General features: G+C 62.7%; 13 protein-coding genes. 3 read left to right on the top strand and 10 right to left on the bottom strand.

The window, feature by feature from the left end; genetic code table 11:
• Position 1 precedes the first annotated feature (1 nt).
• The 8 genes from ACM42_RS04300 to ACM42_RS04265 all read right to left on the bottom strand — a co-directional run bounded on the left by ACM42_RS04300 (position 2) and on the right by ACM42_RS04265 (position 12,430).
• Positions 2–1,126, bottom strand: a complete 1,125-nt coding sequence (locus ACM42_RS04300; protein WP_271526750.1) for an acyltransferase family protein — start codon at positions 1,124–1,126, stop codon at positions 2–4.
• A 248-nt stretch (positions 1,127–1,374) separates the two neighbouring features.
• Complete coding sequence (locus ACM42_RS04295; RefSeq protein ID WP_271526749.1) at positions 1,375–5,283, bottom strand: RHS repeat protein; 3,909 nt, start codon at positions 5,281–5,283, stop codon at positions 1,375–1,377.
• Positions 5,284–5,357: 74 nt separating this feature from the next.
• Positions 5,358–5,537, bottom strand: coding sequence for a hypothetical protein (locus ACM42_RS04290; RefSeq protein ID WP_271526748.1), 180 nt, complete (start codon positions 5,535–5,537; stop codon positions 5,358–5,360).
• A gap of 283 nt (positions 5,538–5,820) precedes the next feature.
• The gene (locus ACM42_RS04285) at positions 5,821–7,212 is read right to left on the bottom strand and encodes a hypothetical protein (protein ID WP_271526747.1); all 1,392 of its coding nucleotides are present in this window, start codon (positions 7,210–7,212) and stop codon (positions 5,821–5,823) included.
• Positions 7,209–8,483, bottom strand: a complete 1,275-nt coding sequence (locus ACM42_RS04280) for a glycosyltransferase family 4 protein (RefSeq protein WP_271526746.1) — start codon at positions 8,481–8,483, stop codon at positions 7,209–7,211. Before ACM42_RS04280 ends, ACM42_RS04285 begins: the two co-directional genes overlap by 4 nt.
• 29 nt (positions 8,484–8,512) lie before the next feature.
• A complete protein-coding gene (locus tag ACM42_RS04275; RefSeq protein WP_271526745.1) occupies positions 8,513–9,844 on the bottom strand; it encodes a hypothetical protein in 1,332 nt (443 codons plus the stop codon).
• A gap of 109 nt (positions 9,845–9,953) precedes the next feature.
• A complete protein-coding gene (locus ACM42_RS04270; RefSeq protein ID WP_271526744.1) occupies positions 9,954–11,087 on the bottom strand; it encodes a glycosyltransferase in 1,134 nt (377 codons plus the stop codon).
• Between the two features lie 239 nt (positions 11,088–11,326).
• Positions 11,327–12,430 (bottom strand): glycosyltransferase family 4 protein, encoded by a 1,104-nt coding sequence (locus tag ACM42_RS04265; protein ID WP_271526964.1) that lies wholly within the window; start codon positions 12,428–12,430, stop codon positions 11,327–11,329.
• 185 nt (positions 12,431–12,615) lie between these two features.
• On the opposite strand from ACM42_RS04265, the gene ACM42_RS04260 reads away from it, so the two are divergent.
• Complete coding sequence (locus ACM42_RS04260) at positions 12,616–13,506, top strand: aldose 1-epimerase family protein (RefSeq protein WP_271526743.1); 891 nt, start codon at positions 12,616–12,618, stop codon at positions 13,504–13,506.
• A 28-nt stretch (positions 13,507–13,534) separates the two neighbouring features.
• On the opposite strand, the gene ACM42_RS04255 is transcribed toward ACM42_RS04260, so the two are convergent.
• Together ACM42_RS04255 and ACM42_RS04250 are read right to left on the bottom strand one after the other, a co-directional pair.
• Entirely contained in the window at positions 13,535–14,383 is an 849-nt protein-coding gene (locus ACM42_RS04255; RefSeq protein ID WP_271526742.1) for an MBL fold metallo-hydrolase, read from the bottom strand.
• Positions 14,384–14,459: 76 nt separating this feature from the next.
• Positions 14,460–15,356 carry a lytic transglycosylase domain-containing protein gene (locus ACM42_RS04250; RefSeq protein WP_333921115.1) on the bottom strand — a complete coding sequence of 299 codons (897 nt, stop codon included), beginning with the start codon at positions 15,354–15,356 and terminating at the stop codon, positions 14,460–14,462.
• Between the two features lie 106 nt (positions 15,357–15,462).
• Between ACM42_RS04250 and pgm the strand changes: the two genes are divergently transcribed.
• On the top strand, positions 15,463–17,109 hold the full coding sequence (pgm, locus tag ACM42_RS04245) for a phosphoglucomutase (alpha-D-glucose-1,6-bisphosphate-dependent) (RefSeq protein ID WP_271526741.1): 1,647 nt from the start codon (positions 15,463–15,465) through the stop codon (positions 17,107–17,109).
• 262 nt (positions 17,110–17,371) lie between these two features.
• Positions 17,372–18,421, top strand: coding sequence for an aromatic ring-hydroxylating dioxygenase subunit alpha (locus ACM42_RS04240; RefSeq protein ID WP_271526740.1), 1,050 nt, complete (start codon positions 17,372–17,374; stop codon positions 18,419–18,421).
• Positions 18,422–18,423: the final 2 nt, after the last annotated feature.

Below are 18,423 nucleotides of genomic sequence, written 5' to 3'. Positions count from 1 at the left end.
CCTAGCTCGCGTTGGCCGCTTGTCGGGTCTCCGAAAGATCGAGCGGCTCGGCCTTCGGGATGCGGGCCGACCTTGCATCGCCCGGCGCAAGCCGGTTGATCAATTTTCGAGCGGGATTCTCGACATAGTGATACGTCACGTCGGCGACGACTGTCAGAATGATGCAGCAGACCAACGCAAACACTGGAAACATGCTTGGTTGAAGTCCGAAATAGTGCCACGCCGGCTTGAAAAGCAGGATCAGCAGCACTTCGTGAACCATGTAGATCGCGTATGATGTGTTGCCGAGGCGGCCAAGCCAGTCAGAGCCGGGAAACCGGGCGAAGGCGCTCTCTCCGGTGGCTGTGACGAGAATCGCGAGAGAGAACAATATGATTGCAAGGTCGGGCTTGGCATAGAGGTTGAGGATGAGGACCGAGCCGGCGAACAGCGCTATTCCGGCGAATGCGACGGGCTTTCTGCGATAGTCGCTCGAGAGCCTGAACAGGACGGTCAGGAGAATCCCGTTCAGGAAGCTCGGAAGGGCCCGCAACATCCCGAAATCGAAGGTTGCCCCGTACATCTGCGAGCGCTCCTGCCAGATCGGCAGGTGAGCGTGGGCGAGGATTCCGTAACAGAGCGCGACGATGATCGCGAGCATCAGCGGCGAGACCCTGCCGGCCAGCAGCATGAACAGTGGGAATAGAACGTAACAGAACAGCTCGGCGCTGATGGACCAGGCCGGCGAGTTGAAGCTGAGGTGATCTGTGACGCCCCACGCCTGCACGAGGAGGAGGTTGTGAAGGAAATCCAGCCAGCTCGCGCGCGAGGTCGGCCCGGATATGCCCACGAGAGCAAGGACCGCGAATATCAATAATGTGAGCAGATGCAAGGGGTAGATTCGCGCGATCCGCCTGACGAGGAAGCGCACATAGGAGCGCAGACCTGTCGAGGTCGCGGGATAGGAATAGGAGATTACGAAGCCGGACAGGATGAAGAACATGTCGACAAACAAGCCGTAAGAGCCGTTCCAGGCCGGCGAGATGCCTTTGTCGATGTTCTTCAGATGAAAGATGAAGACGCCTAGCGCGGCGATGAACCGGTAGAAGTCAAGAAGAACGAATCGCTTTGGTTCGCGGACTTCCATGTCGGCGTCGATATCCCTGCAGCAACAAGAAGGTCTCTTCTAGACAGCAATTGTGACGCAAGTTCGCAACCACCGCCAATCATGTGCAGTGCTGATGGGCTTGAACGAGCCGGGGTCGGTGCGGCTGTATCAGGTGAGTAGGCCGAAGGCGGTCCTTGCCTATTGTAGGCGCATCGGCCGCTTGCTGTGCGTGGGACGGGGATTCCCCCATCCCACGCTGCCTCGATAGATGCCAATCTGCCGCGACTTTAGACGAATACGAAGTCGTGGCTCGTCAGGCTGCTGACATAGATGTTCTTGAGAAGGATCGAGTCTTCGGCCGAGAACGTGATGAGCGCATTCGTGCCGGACTGCGTCATCTGCAGGTGACTGTAGTCCGCCGCCAGCAGCTTCGAGATCTGGATCACGTCGTGAGTTGTGCCGTCGCCGGCCTGGAAGTTGAGGATCTGGTCCTGGCCGTGATCGTAGGCGATGGTGGTCGAATTCGGCGCGGCCGAGAACACGTCGTTGCCGGCTCCGCCCTGGATCGTCACGCCGGCAGCGACGGCCGTGACGTTGTGGGTGCCGTCGGTCTTGGTCTGGTCGAAGAACTGCAGCGTGTTGGCGCTGTTGTAGCTCTCGTGCTGCGTCGTACCGGTCTGTCCGTTGAAGTTGAACAGGAAGACGTCCTTCGAACCGTCGGCGTTGTTGGCGATCTCCTGAGTCTTGACGCCGGCGCTGTTATAGATGTCGGTCAGCTTGCTGCCGTCGTCGTGGATGACTTGGGTATAGTCCAGCGTGCCGTCGGCATGGGTCCGGGTGAGCTCGACCAGCTTGCCCGAGGCATCGAAGTGCTGGTGCTGGGTTGTGTAAGACTGCCCGGTGACGTTGTAGTTCCAATTGTCCGACGTCCCGTCGGCGTTCTTGATATAGGCCGCGGTCTTCACGCCGGCGGTATAGACGGTCGTGGAGTTGTAGCCATCGCTCTTGGTCGTCACCTCGCTGGTGATGACACCCTTCGCGTCGTACCAATCGGAGGTCTTGGTGCCGTCGGCGCTCTGCGTCAACGTGAATGCCAGGCTGTTGTCGGCGTGTGTGCGCACGATGTGGGTGAGGAAGCCGGTGGAATCGTAAGTGTCGTGCTCCGTCGTGTAGTTCTGACCGACGACGTTGAAGAGATGGACATCTCTCGAGCCGTCGGCGTGATAGTCGGTCTCTGTCTTCTTGATGCCGGAGGCGTCGTAGTTGGTCACTACTCTGCTGCCGTCGTTGCCGACGACCTCGGTATAGTCGAGCGAGCCGTCGGCATGCCAACGGGTTACCCCGGTCGTCCGGCCGGCCGGATCGATGTGCTGGTGCTGCGTGGTATAGCTCTGGCCCACGATGTTGTAGCTGTAGTTGTCGTGGCTCAGGTCGGCGTTGATGATGTAAGCCGCGCTCTTCACGCCATTGGCGTAGACCGTGGTCGAGCTGTAGCCGCTCGGCTTCTCGAGCACTTCGCTGGTGAGAACGCCTTTGGCATCGTACCAGTCAGTTGTCTTGATCCCGTCCTTGCTCTGCACCAGCTTGAACGCCATGCTGCCGTCGGCGTGCTTGCGGATCAGCGTGGTGAGGAAGCCGGTCTCATCGTAGACGTCGTGCTCGGTCGTGTAGTTCTGACCGGTGATGTTGAAGAGAAAGACGTCCTTGCTGCCGTCGGCGTGATAGTCGGTCTGTTTGGTTCGCACGCCTGCGGCGTCGTAGTTGGTGACGACGCTGCTGCCGTCGGCATTGATGACCTGGGTATAGTCGAGCGTGCCGTCGGCATGCTTGCGGGTCACGGCCGTGACGTTGCCGGAGGGATCGACGTGCTGGATCAGCGTGGCGTAGCTCTGGCCGGTGATGCCATAGGCGTAATTGTCCTGACTGCCGTCGGCGTTCTTGATATAGGCCTTGGTCTTGATGCCGTTGCTGTAGAGGGTCGTCGAGGTGAAACCGTCGGCCTTTTGAACCACCTCGCTGGTGAGGCTGCCGGCGGCATTGTACCAATTGGTCGTCTTGGTGCCGTCCGCGGTCTGCATCAGCTTGAAGGCCAGGCTGCCATCGGCATGCAGGCGAGTCAGGGTCGTGAGGAATCCGGTCGCATCGTAGACGTCGTGCTCGGTCGTATAGGTCTGGCCCTTGATGTTGTAGGTCCAGACATCCTTGCTCTTGTCGGCATGATAGCTGGTCGCGACCAGCTTGACGCCCGTGGCGCTGTACAACGTGATCACGCTGCTGCCGTCGCTGTTGTAGACCTGGGTCGAATCCAAAGAGCCGTCGGCATGGCTGCGAGTGACCGAGGTGACCTTCCCCGAGGCGTCAAGGTGCTGAACCTGTGTGGTAAAGCTCTTTCCGATGACGTTGTAGGAATAATTGTCCTGCGAACCATCGGCGTTCTTGACGTAGGCGGCGGTCTTCACGCCGTTCGTGTAGAGCGTGGTGGAGTAGTAGCCGTCCGACTTCTGCACGATCTCGCTCAGAAGGGTTCCGGCCGTGTTGTAGGTGTCGGTGGTCCGGGTTGCGTCGGTCCCGACATGAACGAACTTCGTCTTCACACCATTGGTGTAGCTGATCAGGTCCTGGGAACCGTCGCTGTAGACGACGGTGGTCGAGGTCGGCTGTCCGCTTGAATTGAGGCCGGTGTCGGACGTCGACAGCTGCTTTCCGCTCGCGTCGTAAGTCTTCGTGTTGGTCCAGGTCGCGGCCGTATTCGTCACGGAGAACGAATATCCGCCCTGGATCTTGGACAGCGCGCTGCCGTAATGGGCAATGATGTAGTCCATCGTCGCTTTCGAGGCGACCGGCAGGACGTGCGAATCCGTCAACGTGATGGTCTGCAGCGCCGTCGACTCGCTCAGGTCGGACAGTTGCGGCACGATCTCGGCAGCCGTGCCGCTGACGCTGGTCCGGGTGTCAGGCGGAGTCGGCGTGGTCGGAGGCGCGTCGATCTCGATGATCAACGGGTGATCGCTGACCGGAATCGTGATGGTGCTGACGTCGGTGTAGCTGGCGATCGCCGTGGTTCCCGTCAGCGTGTCGTAGACCTTCACCGTATGATGCACGCCGCCGAGATTCACCGTGACCGTCTGGGCGCTGTTGGTTACCTCGGTGTCGGTAGCGTCGTTCCAGAGCTTCGGCTCGGCCCAGACGACGAGCTCGTAGGCGCCATTGCTCTTGCCGAGCACCATGCTGTTGCCTGTGGCCGGCATGTTGCTCAGGGTGTAGTTCAATGGATCAGTCGGCTGCAGGCCGCCCTTGCCGTCGTCGGCCAGGATGGTCGTCAGGTTGTGAATCGCCGTCGCGGCGAGCTTGGGCGTTCCGTCGGAGTTGAACAATCCGAAGTTGGCTTCGGGATTGGTGTTGCCCGCGGACGAGTCGCGGTCGAACAGCTCGTAGAGATAGGTCGCGCTGACACCTGCCTTGTAGGCATCGACCAGCGTGTTCAGGATCGATTTGGCCTGCACCGTCTCGTTGACGCCGAGATATTGAGTGTTGGTCTGCGTGGTGTAGCCAGTTTCCGTGATGACGACCGGCTTTCCCGGCGCCGCGGTCATGACGGCGCTCAGCGTTGCCGAGATTGAGCTGCTGGTGGTCAGGCTGGTGCTGACATAGGCATGCGCATTGGCGAAGTCGACCGAGCCCGACATGTCGCCGAGCTGGCTGTAGCCCTGGGGATCGTTGTAGGCCAGTGACAGATTGTAGACGGGGATGCTGCCGAGCGCGGCGTTGGCATTGACGGCCTGATAGAGCGCGCTCTGGAACTGGGCCGCGGCGGTGAGGCTGGAGCTGCCGTTGTAGCTGAAGGGCTGGTGATTGGCCTCGTTGAGACCCTCGATGGCGCTGATGCTGCCCGGATGGCTCGCCACGAACTTCTCGAGCGACGCGATATACTTCTGAAGCCCGGTCGTACCCATCTGGGGCAGGGCGGACGATACGAGGAAGTCGAACTTGTAACCGGCAGCGGCGAGCCCCTCGACCACCGGTTGCGCAGCCGGGCTGGTTCCCATCGCGTCGCGGAGATGGGTGACGCCGAGATATTCCAAATCGTCGACCATCAGCGCGAGATTGTTGTAGCCGGTCCACCCGAAGCCGGCATGTGTGTTGACGCCGATGGAGTTGATGAAGCCGCTGGCGGAGAGGATTGTTTGCTCAGACATTGCACACTCGATTTCAGCGCGAACCAAATTGCTCGCAGGGATTTGCGTTCAAGCTTCTCTGTCGAGTGTGAATTTCAGATAAAAACAAAGCTGCAATAGCTAGCGAAACGGGTTCCTTGTGCAGGAACAGATTCGCTCTGTTGCAGCATAACGTTGATTGCGATGCCGGAGCAGGATGGCGTGAGAAAGGCGCTTTCAAGAATTTTGTCGATCTCAACTGCTGAATGTGTGCGCAGGCTGCCGATTGAATCCATTCGACGGGTCGGGAACGGAGCGACGCTGCACGCTTGCAGTGCGTGATGTCGGCAAGGGGCTGTGCCGCGTCCGCAATCCTACGGAGTGTCATCCGCTCTTTCGTGCACCCCCCCTGCACAGAACGTTTGCAGATGCCGTTTCTATGGGCGATTAAAGTATGTGAAATGCTCGGGAGGGTTGTGATGGCTCGGTGATGGCGCACATCCGCTGCGGCAGCTGGCGGGGAGGCCGGTTCCGTCTCGGAAATCGGATCTGATTTGGCAGACTTGCGCGTGCGGCGGATCAGCCGCGGCGAGCCAGCATGAGAAAGTCCCCGCGCCATGCGATGATCGCCGTTGCGAGCGCGGCGATCATGATCTTGCCGGCGAGCCATGCCGCAGGCTCCGTCGGCATCGAACCGAGCGATCCGATCAGGATTGCGGCCACCAGCGCCTGCATGACCAAAGACCAGCGCGGGAATGCCTCAAACCGCAGCGTAGGACCGAGTGCGACCAGAATCGTTGCGAGGGTGGCCAGCGAAGCACAGCCCACCGCCGCTCGCGGCGACAGGCCGGCCGACACTGCGACCAGGGAGAGGGCGACAACGAGGGCGAGCTGCCCGGTGGCGACCAGGACCAGCCTGGTCGCCAGCTTCTCGAGGTGGGGGACAACGGCTATCGTCGCCTGCAAATGGGTATGCAGGAAGTAAAAGGCGGCAATCGCCGGCGCCGTCTCCAGGAATCCATCCAGGCTCTCGCGGGGCACCAGGATACGCGCGGCGTCTGGAATGAAGCCGACCAATCCGCCGAGCAGCACGAGGGTCGTGCAGATCATGAACTCGAACATGCGGCGTGCAGATTGCACTGATTTTGTGCCGGTCCCGTGCTCGAAATCGTTGACCACTTCGGGATAGCTCACGGTGTGGATCGCCGCATTGAGGACCCAGAAGGGACGTTGCAGCAGGTCGAGCGCGATCGAAAATCCGGCGCCAGCCCCCGTCGCACCCAGCCGGCCGATGACGATGACACGGAGCAGCACCGGCACAGACAAATGGATGACCGACGCGCCCGCGGCGAGCATGCCGTAGCGGGAGAAATCCTTCCAGTCGGCGAGCATCGTTCGCAGCGAAGCGCGCTCCAGGGGGGTGCGATAGGCCACCAGCCCGGCGAGGAGGCCCAGCGTGTGGCCGGCGGCAACGCCGAGCAGCGCCGCTTCGGCCGTTCCTAAGATCGCCGCGCCGGCGGCGGCCGCGGTCAGAAGGGCGGTGGCACGAAACGCAAGAAGAAAGGACGCGATGCCCAACCGATCAGACAAACGGACCGACAGGAAATAGAGATCCGTCAAGCCCTGAAGCACGGATATGCCGAGGCCCAGGGCGACGATCCCTGTCGGGAGCACGCTGGCCAGGGATGCGCAGCTCCCGACAACGACAAGCGCGCCCGCACTCGACAGGCCCGCCGCAAGGAGCGACCACCTCAACCGAGCCGCTTCGTTCTCCTTCGCTGCCGCCAGAAAGCGCAGTCCGGCGAGCTGCAGCCACTCGAACATCAGGACGCAGAGCAATTGGCTCGAGGCCAGTGCCAGGGAAAAATTGGTGTAGTCGGCGGCGGGCAACAGATGACTGATCGCGAAGATCAGGATGATCGCCGCGGCGCTTTGATAGACGTAGCCCGCCATCGCCAGGAGGCGTGTCATCTCGGAATGAGGCGCTCCTTGCCGACGGCCCGTCCCAGCGGCGCGTCGGCCGTTGCTGCGTGCAAGCGCGACATCCGCTGCTCGCGCAATTGCTCATACAGGTTCTTGTATGAAGACAGCACGTCGGCAAATACCCATTTGTTGGTATCCGCGATGAGGCGCCGGCTGATCTCGTCGATCTTGTGCGGATCCGCCGCGATTGCGAGCATGCTGTCGGCCAGGGATTGCGGATCGGCTTCGGTCAGCCAGCCCGTCACGCCGTGCTCGATGACCTCGGGCATGCCGCCAAAGGGCGTTCCGAGCAGCGGCCTGCCAGCCGCCTTGGCGTCTGCGACGACGAGTGGACCGGGGTCGTGCCAGATGGATGGCGCGACCACCACATCGACCTGCCTGTAGAAATCGTCCGGCGCCACGAAGCCCATGAACTCTATTCGTGCATCCCCCGAGAGGCTCCGGAGGCGTCCTTGCTCCTCGTCGCTGACCCGACCGGCGATCATCATGCGGATGCGATCGCGGGGCAGCAGAGCAAGAGCGCGCATGAGGTTGTCGATGCCCTTTTCCTCCGTGAGGCGGCCTATGAAGCCGAACGTCACTTCAGTGGTGCAGATCGGACGAGGATAGGGCTCACGTGGCGGCTCGGTCGAGGCGTTGCGGATCACGGTACGGATCGGCGTCTCGGTGAACATGCCCATGTCCGTATGAATGGACAGGACGCGCTCGCTCACGCCGACCACGGCACTGAGCCAATGCGTGGCGCGCTTGCGATGATAGCTCAAAATTCCGCAGCTCGTGCAAGTGCGCTCGCAAGACCGCCCCTTGTCGAAACGCGAGCAGCGCGGACAGGTCAGATAATAGTCGTGAAGCGTATGGAGCACCGGGACGCCGAGCTGGGCGGCAACGCGCCAGATCGCGGTGGTGAGACCCGACAGATTGTTGGAGTGCAGTACGTCCGGCTTGAAGGCCCGGACTCGTTCCGCGATCAGGGGCGCCTGCATCTGCCAGTCGTCGACCGCGTGCCAGATGCTGCGCAGCGCGACGTTTTTCTGTTCGGTGAAAGGCAGATAGATGTTCTGCACCGGCGCGGAATAGATGTTGATGCCGTTGCAGGATTCGCGAGCCTGCTGGGGCGCCGGTGCGGCCCGTATCACCTCGACCTCGTCTCCGCGCTGCACCAGGCCTTCGGCGAAACGCCGCGCGAAGATCTCCGCACCGCCAACGATCTTTGGTGCCTGAGGTGTCGGATAAAGTGTGGACGTCAAAAGAACTTTCATCGCGTAACCTCGTGTTTGCAAATTCACGCCTACCGCGCCGGCCGTATCTCCAGGGCGGGAATGGCACCATTGTTGACTGCAATAAGAACCGGTGTGCTCGAAACCGGAATCCAGGCCCTGGACGCCGGTCTTGCCGCCGAATCGCACGGCATCGCAAAAGTTGCTCCTTCCTGATCGTCCTTGAGCCGGATTTCGTAACGTCGGTCCGGGGCCTCGGACCAGACTGCAATTCTGCCGCCAGACGCCGTTGACGCATTGATCGACACGACGCCGCTGGCGAGTTCTCGTCGCTCGGCACTCAGGCTGGAGCGAATGAAAGCCCAGGCGCCCTGGGCCGCACAGGCGACGGGCTTTGGCGTATTGTCGAAACGGTAGAGGCCGAAATTGTCCTCCAGCTCCGATGGATTCCTTCCGCTGTCCTTGAGCTCATAGAGCCACATGCCCTTGAGCCAGCGTGCCGCGGTCGACGCCCACAGGATGAGCTGTGCCGTATTGTCGGCCTGGGCCTGTTCGCTGACGCCGCATTTGTTGGTGGCCGTGGTCCACCCGGTCTCGGTGACGTAGATCGGGAAGTCAGCGTTTCCGCTCGCCTGACCGACGAGCCGATGGAACGCGGTGAGCCGATCGATGATCTCGGCGGAGGTGCGTTTGCTTGGGCCCATGCAGAAATTGTAGAGATGGATCGAAGCCCCGTCCGCGTACTGAAGAATGCCGGTTCGCAGCATCTTCTCGGTCCATGTCCAGCCCGGATCATCGCCGAGCGCCCCGACCAGGAAGGGCGCATTCGGCGCAACCCGCTTGACCGCCGGGCGTGCGATCTCCGCGAGCGCCAGATAGTTTTCCGGTGAGAACGCGGCATCTTTCTTTGCCGCCAGGTTCCATTCGTTCCAGAGCTCGAAGAGCGGGTGTTGCGCCACAACCGATTGCGCCGCGGCCGCAGCATAATCGGCAAACCGCTGCCGGGCTTCATCGGTTGTCGGTGGTGAGGAATTCGGAACGAGATGATGGCCGAACGCAAGGATCAGGAGCGGGCGCGCGACGCCGGATCTGACCTGCGCCTCCAGCCTGCCGAGTCTGGGCGTGAAGCCCATCCGCCGTCCTGCCGTTTCGAAATCGGACCAGGGGAAGTCGTCGCGGAAGGAGTTGAGGCCGAGTTGCTTGATCTGGGCGATGTTCTCTGCAGGCACGTACCCGCGCGCGCTCACCGGCCCGCCCAGCCCCTGATGGGTGCCGACACCCAGCAGGAATCGGGCATCGAGCGGTTGAGCGTGCTGAGCGCAGGCCGGGACCGACAGGAGAATGGACGAGATGAAGGCCGCGAGGCGGACACTGTCGCGAATCAAGGTGCGTGGGCGTGTCATGGTCTAGGTCATGCTCACGCGCGATACACCGGCGGTGACACCAAACCCGGCTTGGTGGATCGCCATCGCGATCTCCGGCATCTGCGAGGGCAAGCGTGCATGTTGATCGTCACTTTGAGAGATCCGATTGCAGCCCCGCCTTCGCTGCGGTCGGCGTCCGGTCGTCCTGAAGGAGCTCGACATAGACCTGCTGCAATTGTCCATGCGTCTTCTGAACGTCATACAGCTGCTTGAACCGGTCGTAGCCGCGCTGCCCCAGCACCTTGAGATCGAGATCCAGTGCCCGCCGGAAACCGTCGACGAGCGGCTGAACGGCGACGGGCTCGCACAGCACGCCGGTGACGCCATCGACGACGATCTCGGGCAATGCGCCGCTGCGGAACGCCAGAATGGGCTTGGCCGCGCGCATCGCCTCCAGGGCAACGAGGCCAAAAGCTTCCCATCGTGACGGGATCACGACGAGGTCGGCGGCCTCAAGCTGGGTCTCGATGGTTGGGCGGTCCAGCCAGCCCAGCAGGGACACGTTGGAGGGGACGGCCGGGCCTTCGTATTTGTTGACGACGGAGGCGCCGATCATGCGGACGTCGAGGACATCCTCGAGCGAGCGAGCCGCTTCGATCAGGAGATCAAAGCCCTTCTGCCGGTCCAGACGACCGATGAAGAGGACCTTGACCTTCTTGGAAGTCCATTCCGCCGCAACGGGCTGCAGCGTGCGGCTCTTCGAGATGCCATTGTGGACGACGGTGAGGCGGTCGGCGGGAATTCCCGCGCGGACCGCCTCGTTGAACTCGTCGCCGGAGATGCAGATGATTCGGTCCGACGTGCGCGCGAGAAGGTTCTCCGCCGCCTTTGTCACCACGTGACTGAGGCGGCCGGTCTCGCGCGAGAACGCCCAGCCGTGCGGACAATAGACGACGCGCGGTCCGCCCGAGCGGGCCGCCAGCGCGGGCCGGAGCACGAGGCCCGCAAACGAGGAATGCAGGTGCACCACGTCCGGTCTGAAGGCATCCAGCGCCTGCATGCTTGCGCGCAGCATCTGCAATAGCCCGGCGATGCTGCGGCCGGATCGCTCGAACGTCGTAATCTGGTTGTCATCGACGGCGGCGAGATCGCGACGATGATCCGAGGGAACGACATAGTGCACGTTCTCGGCGCCGAAGCTCGCCTGTTGCTGTGGATGTAACTCATTCAGGTAGCTTGCAATCCCGCCACGAATCGTCTCAGCGACGTGCAGCACTTTCATCGTCTGTCTTGCACAAGGCTGCGTCGGAGAGCCGGACATCGTGCATCCTCGTTCTGAGCTTCACTGCTGGCGGAACAGTTCCTCGAATCCGTAGCGATATTGGGGCAGCGATGTGGTGTTGTTGCGCCGCGATCGCTGCAAGAGCGAAAAAAGTTTCTCATGGAACCATGCAAGGAGCCGCGAGTTGCAAACGGTTTGTGCAAGAACCATTGCGCGCAATAGGCGAGTTGCGCCGAGCTTCAAGCAGCGCTGGCGATGTGCGCCGGTCGTTCGAGGTGATCGAGCAGCGCCTTCGCCGACTTCTTCCACGAATAGAACGCAAGGCGATCCTGCTGCCGCATGCGTTCCTGGTCCGAGATCGCGCCGATTGCCAGTCTTTCGAGCATCAGCTGCTTCAGCGCGTCGGCATCGGTGGCGCGAAAATACGCAGCCGCGTCACCGCATGTCTCCACGACGGCGTCAGCCATCGAGGCGATGACCGGACAGCCGAAGATCATGGCTTCGAGCGGCGGCACGCCGAACCCCTCGTAGAGCGAGGGAAACACGAATGCCGATGCATGCGCATAGAGAGCTGCAATCTCGCTGTCCGTCAGACGCCCTGCAAGCAGCAGGCCGGAAACCCCTTCGCCCGAATTGTCTTGAAAGACCTTGCTGTTATCGCCTCCGACGATGACCAGTGGAACGTCGGCCCGGTCGAGCAATTGGACGGCGCGGATCGCAACGGCGAGATTCTTGTTCTTGGTCTTCGAGCCCACGAACAGGAAGAATTTCTGCGGTTGAATGCCCAGTCGCGCAAGGATGCCGGGGTCGGGCTTCGTAGCGGCGAAGTGTTCGGCGCTGTTGGGGAAGATGGGAATGTTCGGTGCCGATAGATTCAGCACCTCGGCAAGTTCTCTGCGGGAAAATGCCGACACCGTCGCGATGGCTGCGTGGCGGGCGAGCAGCCGCCCCATCGTGCGATGAACGGTCAAGTAGCGCCAGTTGAAGAAGTCGGGTCTGCGAAAGACCTGGGCGTCGTGGAGCACGACGATGTGGTCGCGATGGAAGACGGGGCCGGAATTGGCCAGACTGATCAAGCGGCCTCCGGCCGCGGCGCGAGCGAGATCGATCTGATCCCAAGCGTGCCCATGCAACCGGCCGACCGCGCGAATCTTGATCCGATCGAGATGAAGGGTCTCGCTTGCATCCGCTGGTGTCAGCAACTGCCACTCGGCGTTGCGCAGCGAGGCAGGAGTCTGCTCCGACGCCAGGAGCACGTCGATCGCCTTGACCATTTCAGCGGCATAACGCTGAACGCCGGTGAGCTTTTGCGACAGAAAGCGGCCGTTGATGAAGAACTTCAATTGGCTACCACGGGATTTCATCGGCTTCAGGTCGGATCGGCCTCGGGGAGACAGACGGTGATTGAGCCAACAGAGCAATCGTTGGGTACGGAAATATGACGTAGCGCTCGATCGGCGCCAAAACGTTCGAGTTGCATGATCGGCGCTGCCTTGCTGCGGGTGGGTTGGGGGTGTAGACGTCAGGCATGAGTGACGATACCTACTCTCTCCGCAGCGGCTCCCTCACGGCAACCATCAAGGCGCACGGTGCCGAGCTGTGCTCGCTGAGGGACGACAGCGGCATCGAATTCGTTTGGCAGGCGGGGCTGGAATGGCCGCGTCACGCGCCGCTGCTGTTTCCGATCGTCGGGCGCCTCGCCAACGACGAATTGCGGCACCGGGGCAAGACGTATCGGATGACCCAGCACGGCTTTGCCCGCGACAGCCGCTTTGCATGGGCGGAACGCCGCGAGAGCCGCTGCACCCTGGTGCTCGATGACAGCGAGGCGACGCGCGCGCTCTATCCGTTCGCGTTCCGGCTCGCGGCCGCCTATGCCATCGATGACACCGGCCTCGACCTGACGCTCACGATTGCCAACACCGGCAAGGAAACATTGCCGGCGTCGCTCGGTGGTCATCCCGCCTTCAATTGGCCGCTCCGGCCCGGCCTGGCAAAGGAGAGTTATGCGCTGACTTTCGCGCGCGCGGAGTCGTCCCCCGTCCGTCGTCTCGATGGTGGACTGCTGCGGCTTGCAGCGGAGCCGAGCCCGGTCAAGGGCAACTCGCTTCCTCTGTCCGACTCCCTGTTCACCGACGACGCCATCATCTTCGACCGGATCGAGAGCACGTCGGTCCGCTATGCCGCGGGGCAGGGTGCATCGACCGGGCCGTGGTTGGAAATGTCTTGGCGCGGCTTCCGCGAGCTCGGCGTCTGGTCGAAACCGTCAGGTGCGCCGTTCCTCTGCATCGAGCCGTGGCGCGGCCATGCCAGTCCCGCCGGCTTCGACGGCGAGTTCGCCGACAAGCCGGGCCTGATGCACATTGCGCCGGAGGCGCAAGAGCAACTGTCGTTCCGGATCGAGGTCGGATCGTCCTGAGGCCGGAGGGCGGGCTGATCGACGGGCCTCAGACCTCGATGCGCGTGAGATCCTCGCCGAGCACGACGGGACCCGAATAGTCCTGCCGCACATCGTCAAGCAGCGCCTTCAGCATGGTGTCGTCGGTGCGCGGCCGGTGATGGGTCAGCGCCAGCTTCCTGACGCCGGCCTTGGCCGCGATCTTGCCGACCGTGTCGCCGCAGGCGATCGTGTATTTGGCAAGCCGGCGGAGGTGCTCGTTGTTGATCTCGGGCGTTGCGAGGAAGCAGCACTGGACGAGCAGGTCGGCTCCCTCAGCCAGTCGCTCGAGCCCGGGGCAGGGGACGGTGTCGCCGGAAATCGCAACGACCTTGCCCTCCGCTTCGAAGCGGTAGCCGAGACACATCCAGCGCGCGAGGAAGGCCGGCGGCATGTCGAGGCCGTCACCGTGCGAGACCGGCTCGGCACTGATCTTCCATCGACCGGTGTCGAGAACAGGACCCGGTACGATGTCCGTTGCGACGACAGGCTTCCAGCCGCCGAAGGTGGGCTCGCCCTTATCCCTCCATGTGATGTCCTTGTCGTAAACCTGCGTGATCAGCGTGCTGACGAGCCGCTCGGTATCCGGCGGTCCATAGATGCGGAGCTCGTCCTTGCGCCCGTGCATCCATGAATTGAGCATCACATCATAGAGGTCGCCGATGTGGTCGAAGTGATGGTGCGTGAGAAAGACCGTGTTGATGGCGCCGAGCGGCACGCCGGCCTTGCTGAGCTGCACCACGACGCCGCGGCCTGCGTCGAACAGGATGTTCTCGTCGCCGAGCCTGATCAGCGTGGTCGTCGCCATCCGGCGCGGGTCCGGGCGCGGGCCACCGGTGCCCAGCAGTACGACCTCCATGGCGCCACCTCCCAGGTGCGGACTCTTGCGACACACAGTAGATGGGGAGCTCGCGGCGGGGCAAGCCGGCTCGCCGTCAGCGCGATGCGACGCGCTTCCATCTGGATCCGATGCGCGCCTTGATTTGGCTGATCCGGGCCTCGTGCGCGGCCCAATAGGCGCGGCTGGCGGCCGCGGTGCCCTGACGATAGCGGGCATAGACCGTTTTGGGCTGCACCGGCATCTTCGGGCGGCTCGCCGGTTTTGCCGGAGCCGCAGCAGCGACGGGGGGCACAGGATCCGGAGCAGTCGCAGCTGCGGTCCCTGCCGGCATCGCGTTCATGGCGAGGAGACGGTTGCGGGCTCGATTGCAATAGACCTGCGACCGCGCGGTCATCTCTTCTTCGCCATGACCTGCCCGGTACTTGATCAGGGCGCGGCAGAGGTCCCCGCCCGCCAGGTGCCAGGCACGGCTGAGATAAAGCACCCCGTAATGGATATTGACATCCAATTCTGCGAGTTCCGCATTGCTTCCGCGGAATCCCAGCATCGCCGCCGTCTCGGGCCGCACCTGCATCACGCCGATTTCGCCAACGCTGCCGACGACCGCCGGATTATAGCCGCTTTCGACGAAGACGACCGCTTCGGCGATATCGGCCGGCAAATTGGTCTTTGCGGTTTCTCTCTCGATGATCTTCCGGATCATGGTCCGGGATGACGGCGTTTCGCCGGCGCCGAGCTCGGTCCCGGCGCTGGAGATGGTCGACGTCGTGTGCGGCCCGTCGATATCGCCGTCGCTCGCATGTGCGCCGATCGGGGCCGACAACAGCAGCACGACCGCCACGTGTCTCCACGTCGCGCCCAGACTGAAGTGTGCCTGATCCCGCAGCATGGGTTTGTCATAGAGCTCTGGAGTTAACAAACCGGCCATTGGCGCGCGGTCACTGCCGCGCGCGGGCGCTCTGATCCGTGACGGGACGTCCGCCGCCGTCACGTCCCAAGGAACGCCTTCCCCATTGCGCGTGTTGTGGCCTTGGCGGGAGCGCGGCCGATGCTATGGTGTCCCGCTATTTCCGTGACGACAGGACGAGGATATTTCAGTGGCTGATGTTCATCCCGCGGCGGGCAAGCAGGCCTCGCCGGACGCGCTCACCAATATTCCGCGGCTGGTGACGGCCTACTTCGCAGGCAAGCCCGATGCATCGGATCCGGCGCAGCGCGTGGCGTTCGGCACGTCGGGCCATCGCGGCACCTCGTTCAAGAACACGTTCAACGAGGGACACATCCTCGCGACCACGCAGGCCATTTGTGATTACAGACGAGAAAAGGGGCTGACGGGTCCGCTCTTCATCGGCATCGACACCCACGCGCTGGCCGAGCCGGCGCTCGTCAGCGCGATAGAGGTGTTCGCCGCCAACGGCGTCGACGTCATGATCGACAAGGACGGCGGCTACACGCCGACGCCCGTCATCTCGCACGCCATCCTCACCTACAACAAGGGCCGCGCCAGCGGCCTCGCCGACGGCATCGTCATCACCCCCTCGCACAATCCGCCGGAGGACGGCGGCTACAAATACAATCCGCCGCATGGCGGCCCCGCTGATACCGACGTCACGGGCGTGGTCGAGAAGCGCGCCAACGCGTACCTGGCCGACGGCCTGAAGGGCGTGAAGCGCATCGACTATGCCAAGGCGCGCAAGTCCGCGAACGTCCACGCCTACGACTTCATCACCCCTTACGTCGCCGATCTCGGCAATGTCGTCGATCTCGACCTCGTCAAATCCGCCGGCGTCAGCATCGGCATCGATCCGCTCGGCGGTGCCGCAGTGCATTACTGGCATCCGATCATCGAGCGCTACGGCCTGAAGGCCACGGTGGTGAACGAGGCGATCGACCCCACCTTCCGCTTCATGACGGTGGACTGGGACGGCAAGATCCGCATGGATTGCTCCTCGCCTTACGCGATGGCGAGCCTGATCGCGATGCGCGACCGCTTCGACGTCGCGTTTGCCAACGACACCGATGCCGATCGTCACGGCATCGTCACGCGCACCGGCGGCCTGATGAATCCGAACCATTACCTGGCGACCGCGATCTCCTATCTGTTCGCGCACCGCCCACACTGGGGCAAGGATGCCGCGATCGGCAAGACGGTGGTGTCGAGCTCGATCATCGATCGCGTCGCCAGGAAGCTCGGCCGCAAGCTGGTGGAGACGCCGGTCGGCTTCAAATGGTTCGTCGACGGGCTCCTCACCGGCGGCTTCGGCTTCGGCGGCGAGGAGAGTGCAGGCGCCTCGTTCCTGCGCCGCGACGGCGCGGTCTGGACCACCGACAAGGACGGCATCATCCTCGGCCTGTTAGCTGCCGAGATCATGGCGAAGACCGGTCGCGATCCCAGCCAGATCTTTGGCGACCTCACTGCCGAGTTCGGCATGCCCCATTACGCGCGCATCGACGTCGCCGCGACCGGGCCGCAGAAGAACATCCTGAAGTCCGTCACGCCAGAGCAACTCGGCCTGAAGGATCTCGCCGGCGATCCGGTTCGCGCGACACTGAGCAAGGCACCCGGCAACGGCCAGCCGTTCGGCGGCATCAAGGTGGAGACCGACTATGGCTGGTTCGCCGCTCGGCCGTCGGGGACGGAGGACGTCTACAAGATCTACGCCGAAAGCTTCCGCAGCACCGAGCATCTGAAGAAGATTCAGGAAGAGGCCCAGGCCGGGCTGAAGAAGGTGTTCGGGGCGTAGGGCGCCCGGAGCTGCGGACAATCACGTCTCTATAGGTCGTCATGCCCGGGCTTGTCCCGGGCATCCACGTTCTACGTGCCGAGCGGCAGCGCGTGGATGGCCGGGACAAGCCCGGCCATGACGGGGCCTCTATCCTCTACGTCAGTTCTGTATACATTCAATTCGAAACAGGTATCATAGTAATCACATTTTTTATCTTGAATGATCTCTTTCCTCAGTTACTGTATACATAACGCATACATAAGCCGTGGGAGCGAGACCGATGACAAAGCCCTTCCCCATGAACGCCTGGTACGCCGCCGCCTGGGACGCCGAGGTGAAGGCGGCGCTGCTGCCGCGGACGATCTGCGGCAAGCATGTCGTGATGTATCGGAAGGCCGATGGCGCGGTGGCCGCGCTGGAGGATGCCTGCTGGCATCGCCTGGTGCCGCTGTCCAAGGGCCGCCTCGAGGGCGACACCGTCGTCTGCGGCTATCACGGCCTGAAGTTCAATGCGCAGGGGCGCTGCACCTTCATGCCTTCGCAGGAGACCATCAATCCGTCGGCCTGCGTGCGCGCCTATCCCGTGGTCGAGCGTCACCGCTACATCTGGCTCTGGATGGGCGATCCCGCGCTGGCCGATCCCACGCTGGTGCCGGACATGCACTGGAATCACGATCCGGCCTGGGCGGGCGACGGCAAGACCATTCACGTCAATTGCGACTATCGGCTCGTGCTCGACAATCTCATGGACCTCACCCACGAGACCTTCGTGCACGGCTCCTCGATCGGCAACGAGGCGGTCGCCGAAGCGCCGTTCGACGTCACCCATGGCGAGAAGACGGTGACGGTGACGCGCTGGATGCGGAACATCGAGCCGCCGCCGTTCTGGGCCAAACAACTCGGCAAGCCCGGACTCGTCGACCGATGGCAGATCATCCGTTTCGAGGCCCCGTGCACCATCGCGATCGACGTCGGCGTGGCGCCGGCCGGCAGCGGCGCGCCCGAAGGCGACCGCTCGCAGGGCGTCAATGGCTTCGTGCTCAACACCATCACGCCGGAGACCGAGAAGACCTGCCATTATTTCTGGGCGTTCGTCCGCAACTACCGTCTCGGCGAGCAGCGCATCACCACCGAGATCCGCGAGGGCGTCTCCGGCATCTTCCGCGAGGACGAGCTGATCCTGGAAGCGCAGCAGCGGGCGATGGACGAGAACCCCGATCGCATCTTCTACAACCTCAACATCGACGCCGGCGCGATGTGGTCGCGCAAGCTGATCGACAAGATGATTGCCAGGGAGAATGCGCCGCAACACCTTCAGGCCGCGGAGTAGAC

The sequence above is a fragment of the Bradyrhizobium sp. CCBAU 25338 genome, from assembly GCF_028128965.1.
Taxonomy (GTDB): Bacteria; Pseudomonadota; Alphaproteobacteria; order Rhizobiales; family Xanthobacteraceae; genus Bradyrhizobium; species Bradyrhizobium liaoningense.
Note: the sequence above shows the minus strand (reverse complement) of the source record. Positions and strands in the feature narration are given on the sequence as shown.

What these genes read in the sequence shown, in the direction of transcription:
- ACM42_RS04300 (WP_271526750.1), bottom strand. Translation starts at nt 1,126, where the DNA reads ATGGAAGTCCGCGAACCAAAGCGATTCGTTCTTCTTGACTTCTACCGG.
- ACM42_RS04295 (WP_271526749.1), bottom strand. Translation starts at nt 5,283, where the DNA reads ATGTCTGAGCAAACAATCCTCTCCGCCAGCGGCTTCATCAACTCCATC.
- ACM42_RS04290 (WP_271526748.1), bottom strand. Translation starts at nt 5,537, where the DNA reads ATGGATTCAATCGGCAGCCTGCGCACACATTCAGCAGTTGAGATCGAC.
- ACM42_RS04285 (WP_271526747.1), bottom strand. Translation starts at nt 7,212, where the DNA reads ATGACACGCCTCCTGGCGATGGCGGGCTACGTCTATCAAAGCGCCGCG.
- ACM42_RS04280 (WP_271526746.1), bottom strand. Translation starts at nt 8,483, where the DNA reads ATGAAAGTTCTTTTGACGTCCACACTTTATCCGACACCTCAGGCACCA.
- ACM42_RS04275 (WP_271526745.1), bottom strand. Translation starts at nt 9,844, where the DNA reads ATGACACGCCCACGCACCTTGATTCGCGACAGTGTCCGCCTCGCGGCC.
- ACM42_RS04270 (WP_271526744.1), bottom strand. Translation starts at nt 11,087, where the DNA reads ATGAAAGTGCTGCACGTCGCTGAGACGATTCGTGGCGGGATTGCAAGC.
- ACM42_RS04260 (WP_271526743.1), top strand. Translation starts at nt 12,616, where the DNA reads ATGAGTGACGATACCTACTCTCTCCGCAGCGGCTCCCTCACGGCAACC.
- ACM42_RS04255 (WP_271526742.1), bottom strand. Translation starts at nt 14,383, where the DNA reads ATGGAGGTCGTACTGCTGGGCACCGGTGGCCCGCGCCCGGACCCGCGC.
- ACM42_RS04240 (WP_271526740.1), top strand. Translation starts at nt 17,372, where the DNA reads ATGACAAAGCCCTTCCCCATGAACGCCTGGTACGCCGCCGCCTGGGAC.